Consider the following 12011-nt stretch of genomic DNA (forward strand, 5'->3'; position numbering starts at 1 on the left):
CTTGATTTAAAAAAGGGAGCGGTCAGATTGGAACGAATTTCTTGGGATCAGTATTTTATGGCACAAAGTCACTTGTTAGCTTTAAGGAGTACGTGCGAACGGTTAATGGTTGGTGCTACAATTGTTCGTGAAAAACGAATTATTGCTGGAGGCTATAATGGTAGTGTATCAGGTGGAGTGCATTGTATTGATGAGGGGTGTTATGTAATCGATGGACATTGTGTTCGTACGATCCATGCAGAGATGAATGCATTGTTACAATGTGCTAAATTTGGTGTGGCAACACAAGGAGCAGAAATTTATGTAACACATTTTCCTTGTCTCCAATGTTGCAAGGCCATTATACAAAGTGGTATTCAAACGGTTTATTATGCAGAAGACTACAAAAATAACTCCTATGCTGTTGAATTATTCAAAAATGCTGGTGTTCATGTTGAAAAAGTAGAATTGAATCAAGTAACAATTAATCTAGTTGATGGACAGGAACCTGTAGACAATAAATAATAAGGAGTTGGTTAAGTGGTGAAAGGGTATTGGCATATTGTTTCCTTATCTGTCGTAGTAGCTTACTTAACCATTTCTTTTAACACGCTCATCATACTGATTATTTTTTGTGTGTGGCTGTATTGGATGTTTCAACAGAAACGGTTAAAAATTTTACCGGTTATATTATCTGTTCTAATGTTACCATTATCCATGTTGAATTTTCATCAAGCAACGGCTTCTATAAATACGAATCAAGAACCTTCACAAGTAGAACAGTTTAATGGAAATATCATTTCCCCAATTACAGAAACGGACCAAAAGGTTGAATTTGTTCTAAAAGATACCCAACAACGAAAGCTCTTGTTAACCTTCTTCAAAAATTCTTATGATGAATCCACCCCATTGTCCACAGCAAAGCACGGTGCAGAATGTAGTGTGAAAGGTAAACGAAGCGAAGCACCTTCCAGTCGAAATCCTAGTCAATTTGATTACCGCAACTATTTAAAAAATCAAGCGATTGCCTACCAAGTTTTACTAAAAGATCCAAACGATATCTCATGTGACGGAGCATCATTGTTAAGTAACATTTATCAGTTGCGTTCCAGACTAATTGCATATGTCTCTGATTCTTATAGTACGTTTACAGCAAGTTGGATCCAGGCGCTTTTGTTGGGGGACGATTCGAACCTTGATGAACAAATGGTTGAAATTTTTCGCCATTGGAATTTATCACATTTATTAGCAATATCGGGGTTACATGTTGGATTAATTGTTGGAATCGTTTATTTTATGTTAGTTAAGTTTGGATTGGTGACAAAAGAAAAAGTAGAATGGGCCATGCTTTTGATGTTACCTTTATATGCGATCTTAGCGGGTGGTGCACCATCGGTTTGGCGATCCAGTCTAATGACTGTATTTGGTTTATTACTATTAAAATGGAAGGGGAAGCAGAATGCTACAGATATACTAAGTATTGTTTTTTTATTATTACTCTTGTTCAACCCATTAATGATTAACCATTTGGGATTTCAATTTTCATTCTTAGTCACCTTTGCGATCCTGCTTTCAAAAGAGTGGTTACAGTCAAATACATCCAAGATGTTTCTGCTTTTAAAAATAAGTTTGCTAAGTCAGATGGTTTTGTTGCCTCTTCAAGTATTCTACTTCTATTTCATAAATCCAACTGCTATTTTTATAAATTTACTTCTTGTTCCGTATTTTACTGTTATCATTATACCATTTGTATTGGTTTTACTAATTGTTTCCATTGTCATCCCTGTTATAGTCCCGGTAGTTGATAAAATTTTTTTGTACATTCATCAAACAGTTTTAGGGGGACTAGAGATAGTAGATCAATTACTTTTTTATCCGTGGGTGTTAGGTCAGTTTCCAACATATATCATGCCTTTTTACATCATTACTTTTGTATTATTTATGGGAGGCTTGATCAAACAACAATATAGACGAGCATTTCAGTATGGAACAGCACTTATCTTCACTCTAATCATTATTTCCTTTCAACCTTATGTGGTTGGGAAAGGGAATGTGACGATGTTAGATGTTGGACAAGGAGATTGTTTTATTATTGAACTTCCGTATAGGAAAGGAGTTATCGTTATAGACGCAGCTGGAGCTTTAAGTTCTGATTTTGTCACACCTTCAGATAAAACTTATACCCAAATTATTAAACCGTATCTATATTCCAAAGGTATTACAAAGATTGATGCTTTAATACTTTCTCATCAAGACAACGATCATGTGGGAAGTGTACCATATTTATTAAATGATTTTCAGATCAATCAATTAGTTATTAGTGATTATGCTTCAATACCTAAGGAGACAATGACTTTAATGCGAAAGCAACCTATACAAGTGAAAACTGTTCAATCAAATAATATTATAAATGTAGGTGAACAAAACTTTTATGTATTGCATCCTGACCACGATTATCAGGATACTAACAATAATTCAGTTGTCGTCTTTACAGAAATTGGTGGTTTACGTTGGTTGTTTACGGGGGATATAAGTAAACAAATGGAAGCAAACATCGTGGCGGCCTATCCTAAGTTAGATATTGATGTGTTAAAGGTGCCTCACCACGGGAGCAACACTTCAAGTTCAGAATTACTTCTTGAACATACCACACCATCTGTTGCATGGATTTCAGTAGGTATGGATAATCGTTATGGACATCCAGATAATGCTGTTATAGATCGTTTTCGACAGCAAGGAGTTCTCATTATGCGCACAGATCTTCGAGGGGCTGTTCAGTATAAATTTTCCCAAGATAAAGGAACATTTTTTCAATATTTACCATAGTATATCGTGTAAAAGGATTAGACAACAAAGACTCGGGCGTTATGGCTAGATGTAACTGTAGGTCAGAGAGCTGAAGTAAGTTGTACTACGGTTTTAACGCCACGCCAATGTGGTTATTATACAATGGTGTATAATCTAGTAAAAATTGTAATCTTTAGACCAAAAAAAAGAGACTGTGTCCAACAGTCTCCCCCCCTTATTGTTTATGATCCAATAACGTCAAAGATCACACCAATGAAGAATATAGCCATGAAAAAGACAAAAGAGAAAATAAAACCTAAACCAGAATCAATTAAATCATGATTTTTTGATTGTACATCTTTTTCAAACTCGTTCACAATACCCCTCCTAATTTTCAGTTTTAGTATAAGTGATCTTATGTAAAAAATCCACTGAAATAAAAAATTTCTTCTTTAATATTTACTTACCTTGATTAGCAAGACTTTACATCCATAATAAAAGACAAAAGTGGTCAATCTATAAGTGAAGCAAAAAATATCGCTTAAAGGGTTGGGTCCCGGGACGATCTTTTAGGCGTTGATATAGATTGTTGGGGGGAGTAGTGATGGCTACTTCCTCCCTATTACAATAAATTATATAGAAAGGAAATGCAACTTTTAGCCACGGATTTCTTGCACAAATGTTACTTTCGATTTACGATAGGATATATTCTAATTTGAAAGTAAAGAGGTAGATCATGAGTTATTTTGATATCATAAACAAAATGAAAAAAAAGCAATTTTCACCTACTTATTTATTTTACGGGACAGAATCATATTTAATACAAGAACTAAAACAACAGTTGGTTACATATGGATTGTCTGAACAAGATCGTGATACCAATATTTCAAGTTATGATTTAGAAGAAACATCGATTCAAGATGTGATTGCTGATGTGGAAACCTTCCCGTTTTTTGGTGAGCGGAAATTAATCTTTGCTTATAACCCAAGTTTTTTAAAAGCGAAGCCTGACAAAACTGCTATTGAGCATGATGTAAAGGCGTTGCAATCTTACTTAATTCAACCTGTTGATTTTTCTATCTTAATTTTCATTGCCCCATATGAAAAATTGGACGAACGAAAAAAGCTAACCAAACTTCTAAAAAAAGAGGCTGAATCTGTAGCCTGTGAACCTATAAAGGAATGGGATATAAATAAATGGATTGCACAGATGGCAAAGGAATTACACGTAACAGTTGCAGAGGATGCGTTTGAATTGTTTGCACAAGGAATTGGTACAGACCTGCTAATGCTTCATAAAGAACTTGAAAAATTAGCTTTGTATGTAGGAGAAAATAATGTCATTACCAAAGAAGTTGCTGAATCCTTGTTATCACATTCTGGCAATACGTCTGGTCTTAAGTTAGTTGATGCAGTCATAAATAAAGATTTAAATCATGCGATTCGCATCTTTAAAGATTTAGAAAAAGCTAATGAAGATGCGATTCCATTAATTGCATTGTTAGCTTCCCAATTTAGAACCATTTTGCATGTGAAACTGTTAAAACAAAAAGGTTATGGTCAAAATCAAATGGTCCAACAATTAAAGGTGCACCCTTTTGTTGTAAAAATGTCAATTAAAAGAGAGAAAAATTTTACATTTCAGGAATTACAAAAAATGTTAGATATTTTTGCAGACACCGATGCAAAAATAAAGCAAGGAAAAGTGGATAAGGGACTCGCCTTTGAGTTGTTATTATATAATTTAATTCACTCCAGACAGCAAGAAAAAACGCGGGCATAGGTGAATCCTCTTGTACAAAAATAAAAATTGAAACGTAAAAGACGCATGGGTCCTGTGAGTAACGGGTTCGGTTTTTGAGTACAAAATACAAAATAACACACCAAATAGCAGTCCAATTAAAAAGCAAATTGGACTGCTTATTTTTATTGATTTTAAAAGGATTTTCAATAAAATAAACGCAAATTAACATTGAATTTCACACCGGTTTAAGTAAGATGACACAACTTATTGTCACCCATTGATTTCATGTGTTAGATTTACGATCTGTAGTTTTTACCAAGGCTGAGTATGGAAATAGGGTCCGTTACGAATACAGGAGAAGGGGTCTCGTACGCCCGTTATTCCACAGGACAAGGAAAGCTTCAGAGTGTAACATCGCACGCAGAAAATGGGCTGGATTTTCAAGGAGTCTCGCCGTTTCCTTCCCCCTTAATGATAATTAAGAGTAACGGACCCATTAATAAAATCCTAATAGTCTTTCTGATTAAATGAGAAAAAATCCATAAATGTACAATACATGGGTCTTCTTCCTCTCAACAATCAGAACACATTTACAGCGTAGGCAGAATACGAAGACTCCTTCGGGAACAGCACGAGCTGAAGATCCACTCAGAAGCGATCTTCTTCTGAGTTAGCTGAAGCCGTGCCCGTGGAAAGCGAAGTATTCTGCCGAAGCGGTCGTATAACACTCGATTTATTAAGAGTGAAAGAAAGCAAATCTATGCAAAAATTTCTAAACGTTTTTTAATGCCAATTATATTGTGATTTTAGTTGTTATTTCGGTTGCTAAATATATTGCGTTTCACTCTATTATTTGTAATTTTGTACCCCAAAATAGAACGGTTTATCCTGTGACGTCGATGCGTTTTTCTATTATTAAGTACCTTTGGAGATTTTATTGCTTTTCTTATGTCGTAGTTGATGGAAACTCTGACTTAATTTTATAAGGGTTTGAGGCGGATCCTCATTCCGTTAATTAGCAAAATGCACCCATTTTAGAGACTAAGCGGTTTCTCATTCCGCTATTTGCAATTTTTCTAGCTATTTTCTCCTCTTTTCCCCCTAATAGCGGAATCACGAACCGATTGCATTTACTTTTTGGATCTTTTTCTTGAAATAACGGAACCACGGACCGTTTCATCTATTGATACGGTTCCACATTCCGTTATTAAGTAAAATCGCGCCGTTACGTCTGATTCTAGTCAATTGCGACATAAATCTTATAGAAAAAGCAGACTTAAAGTTAATAACAAATAAAAAACGACCCTCTAATAGGATCGTTTGGTGTTGGTCATAAGTAAGCTAAATGTTTATGCGCTTAGTTCATTAACTTTTTTAGCTAGGCGAGATTTTTGGCGGTTCCCTTTATTTTGATGGATAAGGCCTTTTTGTACCGCTTTGTCAATTTTTTGAACTGCTGTTTCTAAAGCAGACTTTGCGTTTTCCGCATCTTTGCTTTCAACAAGGCTTTCCACGCGTTTGATTTGCGAACGCATATCCGTTTTGATTGAAATGTTATGCGCACGGCTATCATTACTTGTGCGAACACGCTTAATTGCAGATTTAATATTTGCCATTTTTTTCACCTCCATCGTAAAGCATCAAACTAATCCTTCATTTATAAGCAACTTTAGATCTACCAACATGAAGTTAATTGACCTAAGTTACGCAATACTATCTTTCTGCACGCTTCTGATAGTAGAACAAAAATCATTGTATCAAAGAGTCATCAAGTTTTCAATAGCTATCTTAAGCATTCATGTATATATTTGTATGATTTTGATATAAAAAGGCAATTCTAATAGTAACAAGGGAGGAATAATCATGGTAGACGACGCAAAAAAGTTTCAAGTGCGCACGGATTTAGCCGTTGAAGCGAAAGATATGTATGTAGAAAAGGAGCAAACAAACCAACGAGAAATTAAAGGGGTGAAAGTACAAGAAAAAGAGGATGGTGAAGTTCGGGTCACCTATGTTCAAATTGATGAAACAGGTGCGAAGGCTTTAGATAAAAAACCAGGTAATTACATTACTATCTATTCAGAAGGTGTAAAAAAAATGGATACACCATTACAAAAGCAAACTGCAGAAACCTTTGCTAAAGAACTAGGGCAACTGTTAAAGAATCAAAAATTACCAAAAAATGCTAAATGTTTAGTTGTTGGTTTAGGGAACTCGAATGTAACACCAGATGCGTTAGGTCCAATGGCTGCGGAAAAATTATTGGTGACTAATCATTTATTTAAGTTGCAGCCGGAGTATGTGGATGATGGTTATCGACCAGTATCATCTATGACTCCTGGTGTTATGGGAGTGACAGGGATTGAAACGAGTGACATGATTCATGGTGTGATTGAAAAGACAAAACCAGACTTTGTTATTGCGGTTGATGCGTTAGCTTCAAGGTCTGTTGAGCGTGTTAATGCAACGATCCAACTATCGGATTCTGGCATCCATCCAGGTTCTGGTGTAGGAAATAAACGGAAAGAACTGAGCATGACGACACTAGGTATCCCGGTGATTGCAATTGGTGTTCCGACTGTTGTTGATGCGGTAACAATAACAAGTGACACTATTGACTTCTTACTTAAACATTTTGGTAGAGAGTGGAATGAACGCGAAAAACCATCGAAAGCTCTAACACCTGCCGGGATGAATTTTGGTTCAAAAAAATTAACGGACGAAGACCTTCCAGATCAAGACCAAAGAAAAATGGTGCTCGGTATGATTGGTGAATTAACGGAGGAAGAAAAACGAGCGTTAATTAAAGAAGTTTTAACACCGTTAGGACATAACTTGATGGTAACACCAAAAGAAGTCGACGGATTTATGAAAGACATGGCTCACCTAATTGCAGAAGGTCTAAATGCAGCCCTCCATGAAAATGTGAACTTAGATAATTTTGGCTCTTATACAAGATAATGTATAAGAGCCTTTTAATAATAAATCTCATTTTATTAAAAAGTAGTAGGTAATTCAATAATCTTTCTAAACCTTTTTGGGAAAAATTATAGTTCATTACTGCGCATTTGCTGTATTATGCGACATAACCTATTAGTTTGCTTTCTACTATTCTGGCTGGAATAAGTGTTATACCATCGCTACGGCAGAATACTCCGCTTTCCATGGGCACGGCCTCGGGCCAACAGGATGTTGGTCACGCAGGCGTTGCTACAGGACGTGGCGACCTTAGCCTGTGTTCCTATATTCCCTGCAGGATCTTCACCTCGTGCTGTTCCCATAGGAGAAGGAAGGCTTCGTCAGCGATACATCGCACGAAGAAAATCGGTCTTTATTTTCGAGGAGTCTCCGTATATTCTGCCTTCGCTGATATAAGATTTCTTATTAGTGATAGATGTAATACTATAAATTAAAAATAAAGAATTTACTGTAAGGTTATGTTGCAACATGCTAATAAACATAAAAAGATATAGTATATGATTTTATTAAGCAAAGCACTAAAAAACTTCAGAGTATCGAAAAAAGCGGAGGAAATACACCGAAGACTCCTGCGGGACTAATGGCCTCGATGAGACCCCGCAGTGGGACGAACGAGGAGGCTCATCAGCCACCCGCGGAAAGCGTAGGTGTATTTCCGAAGCGCCGTAAAGCACTAACCTTATTGAATGGATATGTGCAGTTATGTCGCATAATACAGCTTATATGCAGGTGAAAACAATCTTTAATAAATGAGTCTTGCAAAAACAAGTATAAATAAAAAAACTCATCGTTCTACTTTCTGGTTTTCTATCATAGATTCTAGTAGACATGATAGATAGGGGTAGAAAGGAATGAAACGATGAAGTTTAAATGGAATGGTTTAGTAGAGCAACGTCAACGTATAATGGCAAAAATCAAGCCTTGGTATAAAAAAATAACGGCATTAACAGCAAGTATTCTAATTTTGTTTTTCGTAATTGGTGTGTTAACTACCATTCAACCAGGTTATCGTCTATCTTCTTCTACCATCAATGATTGGACAAGGCAGATAGCAGGTTCTTCCTTTTTACATTTAATGCAGATGGAAAATAGGGCGCTGGGGTTGGCATATCCTGAAGATGCAAAGTCAATTGAAGTATCGGAATTAGTTTTTGAGATGGCAACTAGTTTAAAACCAAATGATCCTAGAAGTTTACTAGGACGAGAGCTTCCAGGTTTTAATGCCTATGATAGTAAGATAATTGTTGCGGGTGAGGGAACGGATTATACTAATTTACCGATTGAATCTTCTGCTCCTTTAGATGTTGTGTTAGAAGATAGAGATGTGAAAGATGAACCAGAACCATCTAAACCAGACAAACAACCCGATGACGATCAACCGACAACAGGTGACCGCGACGTTGTTTTTATCTATAATTCACATAACCGTGAGTCATTTTTACCGCATTTAGATGGTGTATCAGACGCAGACCATGCACACCACTCTGAATTAAATATTGGTCGAGTTAGTGAAAGGTTGGAAGAAGGCTTGGAAGCAAATGGAATTGGAACACAAGTTGACCAAACAGATGTAATGAATATTCTTAACGAAAAGGGATGGGAATACTGGCAATCATACACAGCGTCCAAACCGATTGTTGAGGAAGCATTAGCTTCAAATACAAACATTCAATATGTATTTGATTTACACCGGGACAGTATTGACAGAGAACATACGACGACAACAATTGACGGCAAAACATATGGTAAGTTGGCATTTGTGGTTGGAGAAGACTATAAGAATGAAAAGAATTTACAGTTTGCAACAATGCTACATGAAAAAATAAAAGAAAAGTACCCAAGTTTAACTCGAGGGGTTATTCAACAGGGCGGACAAGGGAACAATGGTGTATATAATCAAAACTTGAACGATAATTCGATATTAATAGAAGTTGGTGGCGTTGATAATAGTTTAGAGGAATTGTATCGAACGGTTGATATTTTAGCTGATGAATTTAGTGATTATTATTGGGATGCGGAAAAAGTACAAGGGAATCAATAGAGGTGGATGAGATGGCGAAATTTATCATTACTTTGTTAATCATGATCATTTTATTTCTTGGTGGTGTATTATTTGGTATCGACCAAGCGAGTGAAGGGGTAACATCCGTAAGAGGATATACCGATTCAACCGTGGAAAAGGCTGTAGAAACTAATAAAACAGAACAAGGGGCCCATCAAGTAAAAGTGATGGGCCGGGATTTTCAACAAGTTAACTTAGAAGAAAAACAACAGGAATACGAACAAATGGAATCTTCGCATTTTATCCAAACGATAGCAGGTGGTTTAGAACATGGGGTGCAGTGGTTCTATAATAAAATGATCATCTCTGTTTATCAGTTAGTTCAAGCGTTTTTCTAATGATGTTTGTGAGTCTTGAATATAATAATGTTTGTCACCTTGAACTTAGTAAGTGTCGGATTGTCCTCAAGTGATTGAATAAGTAAGAGTGGATTCGTGATTCACCTAGAATTGGTAAAGTAGGGAAGAACGACAGAAGTATGTCCTTTATATTGAATCTTGATGGGTAGACTGCTATAATCAATGCTAGTATGTTGCGGGTAAAAATAGGAGTGATCACCATTGACGAAAAGAAATCAAAGTAGAGTCCGAAACTTTTCCATTATTGCACATATTGATCATGGGAAATCAACGTTAGCGGATCGAATTTTAGAAAAAACAAAAACTCTAACATCACGAGAAATGAAGGAACAGTATTTAGACGGAATGGATCTAGAACGTGAACGCGGTATTACGATAAAATTAAATGCCGTACAGTTAAAGTATCAGCAAGAAGGTGGAGATGAGTATTTATTCCATTTAATTGATACCCCTGGTCACGTCGATTTTACATATGAAGTATCACGTAGTTTGGCGGCTTGTGAAGGTGCCATTCTAGTAGTGGATGCTGCTCAAGGTATTGAAGCACAAACCTTAGCAAATGTTTATTTAGCATTAGATAATGATCTTGAGATCATTCCTGTCATTAACAAAGTTGATCTACCAAGCGCTGATCCTGAACGAGTCAAGCAGGAAATCACCGATGTAATTGGTATTGACGGTGACGAGGCCATCCTTGCTAGTGCTAAGTCGGGGATTGGTATTGATGAGATTTTAGAACGTATTGTTACAGATATTCCTGCACCATCCGGGGAATCTGAGGAACCTTTAAAAGGGTTGATCTTTGATTCATTATATGATCCTTACAAGGGTGTTATTGCCTATGTGTGTATCAAAGAAGGTTCGGTTAAAGTCGGAGATAAAATTAAAATGATGGCAACCGGTAAAGAGTTTGAAGTGAATGAGCTTGGTGTTTTTAAACCGAAACAAGTACAACAAGACGAACTGACGGTTGGTGATGTAGGTTATTTGACGGCATCAATTAAAAATGTTGGGGATTCTCGTGTTGGTGATACCATTACACTAGCCAAAAGACCTGCAGCAGAACCGTTGCCAGGGTACCGTCGCTTAAACCCAATGGTGTTTTGTGGACTCTATCCGGTTGATGCAAACAATTACAATGATTTGCGAGAAGCGCTAGAGCGTCTTGAATTAAATGACTCTTCTTTACAATATGAAGCAGAGACATCACAGGCTTTAGGATTTGGGTTCCGTTGTGGCTTTTTAGGCTTGTTGCATATGGAAATTATTCAAGAAAGAATTGAGCGAGAATTTAATATTCAATTGATTACAACAGCACCAAGTGTAATTTACCAAGTAATTAAGACGGATGGCGAAGAATTATTAATTGATAATCCATCGTTTATGCCTGATAATCAATCCATTCAAGAGGTGCAAGAGCCCTATGTGAAAGCGACCATTATGGTTCCAAATGATTTTGTTGGTCCTGTCATGGAAATTTGTCAGAAAAAACGTGGCGACTTTATCGATATGCAATATTTAGATGAAGTACGAGTAAATATTGTTTATGATATTCCACTCTCTGAAATTGTGTATGATTTCTTTGATCAGTTAAAATCACAAACAAAAGGGTATGCGTCGTTTGATTATGAACTGATCGGATATAAAACATCGAACCTTGTGAAAATGGATATCCTGTTAAACGGTGATACGATTGATGCATTATCGTTTATCGTGCATAGAGACTTCGCATTTGAACGAGGGAAAGCAATTGTAGAAAAACTGAAAAAACTGATTCCACGCCAACAGTTTGAAGTGCCAGTACAAGCAGCAATTGGTAATAAAATTGTCGCTCGTTCCAATATTAAAGCATTGAAAAAGAACGTTTTGTCTAAATGTTATGGCGGAGATATTTCTAGAAAAAGGAAACTTCTTGAGAAACAAAAAGAAGGTAAAAAGCGTATGAAAATGGTGGGATCAGTTGAAGTTCCACAAGAAGCATTTATGGCAGTTCTAGAAATGGATGACGATAGCTAAGGCAACGAGAAAACCCTTGTCATAAGTGACAAGGGTTTTACTAATATAGCTTTTTAGCATGGATTTTTATTCGGTGCAACCGTCC

At 36.4% G+C, this 12011-nt stretch carries 9 protein-coding genes; 7 read left to right on the plus strand and 2 right to left on the minus strand.

Going from position 1 to position 12011, the window contains the following annotated elements; all coding sequences use genetic code 11:
• Window positions 1-27: 27 nt before the first annotated feature.
• Together FCI53_RS02940 and FCI53_RS02945 are read left to right on the plus strand one after the other, a co-directional pair.
• Complete coding sequence (locus FCI53_RS02940) at window positions 28-504, plus strand: ComE operon protein 2 (RefSeq protein WP_138415677.1); 477 nt, start codon at window positions 28-30, stop codon at window positions 502-504.
• Between the two features lie 15 nt (window positions 505-519).
• Complete coding sequence (locus tag FCI53_RS02945) at window positions 520-2805, plus strand: DNA internalization-related competence protein ComEC/Rec2 (RefSeq protein ID WP_138415679.1); 2286 nt, start codon at window positions 520-522, stop codon at window positions 2803-2805.
• A 203-nt stretch (window positions 2806-3008) separates the two neighbouring features.
• On the opposite strand, the gene FCI53_RS02950 is transcribed toward FCI53_RS02945, so the two are convergent.
• Window positions 3009-3143 carry a YqzM family protein gene (locus FCI53_RS02950; RefSeq protein ID WP_138415681.1) on the minus strand — a complete coding sequence of 45 codons (135 nt, stop codon included), beginning with the start codon at window positions 3141-3143 and terminating at the stop codon, window positions 3009-3011.
• 359 nt (window positions 3144-3502) lie between these two features.
• Between FCI53_RS02950 and holA the strand changes: the two genes are divergently transcribed.
• Complete coding sequence (holA, locus tag FCI53_RS02955; RefSeq protein WP_138415684.1) at window positions 3503-4549, plus strand: DNA polymerase III subunit delta; 1047 nt, start codon at window positions 3503-3505, stop codon at window positions 4547-4549.
• A 1310-nt stretch (window positions 4550-5859) separates the two neighbouring features.
• On the opposite strand, the gene rpsT is transcribed toward holA, so the two are convergent.
• On the minus strand, window positions 5860-6126 hold the full coding sequence (gene rpsT, locus FCI53_RS02960; RefSeq protein ID WP_138415686.1) for a 30S ribosomal protein S20: 267 nt from the start codon (window positions 6124-6126) through the stop codon (window positions 5860-5862).
• A 247-nt stretch (window positions 6127-6373) separates the two neighbouring features.
• On the opposite strand from rpsT, the gene gpr reads away from it, so the two are divergent.
• The 4 genes from gpr (at window position 6374) to lepA (ending at window position 11926) form a co-directional block, all read left to right on the plus strand.
• Window positions 6374-7471 carry a GPR endopeptidase gene (gene gpr, locus FCI53_RS02965; RefSeq protein ID WP_138415688.1) on the plus strand — a complete coding sequence of 366 codons (1098 nt, stop codon included), beginning with the start codon at window positions 6374-6376 and terminating at the stop codon, window positions 7469-7471.
• Between the two features lie 877 nt (window positions 7472-8348).
• Window positions 8349-9530: a stage II sporulation protein P gene (gene spoIIP / locus FCI53_RS02970; RefSeq protein ID WP_246049989.1), complete on the plus strand. Its 1182-nt coding sequence runs from the start codon at window positions 8349-8351 to the stop codon at window positions 9528-9530.
• 11 nt (window positions 9531-9541) lie between these two features.
• On the plus strand, window positions 9542-9889 hold the full coding sequence (locus FCI53_RS02975) for a DUF3679 domain-containing protein (RefSeq protein WP_138415690.1): 348 nt from the start codon (window positions 9542-9544) through the stop codon (window positions 9887-9889).
• Window positions 9890-10111: 222 nt separating this feature from the next.
• Entirely contained in the window at window positions 10112-11926 is a 1815-nt protein-coding gene (gene lepA / locus FCI53_RS02980; RefSeq protein ID WP_138415692.1) for a translation elongation factor 4, read from the plus strand.
• The last annotated feature ends 85 nt before the right edge of the window (window positions 11927-12011 follow it).

Origin of the sequence: Aquibacillus sediminis (assembly GCF_005870085.1) — a bacterium.
Taxonomy (GTDB): domain Bacteria; phylum Bacillota; class Bacilli; order Bacillales; family Amphibacillaceae; genus Aquibacillus_E; species Aquibacillus_E sediminis.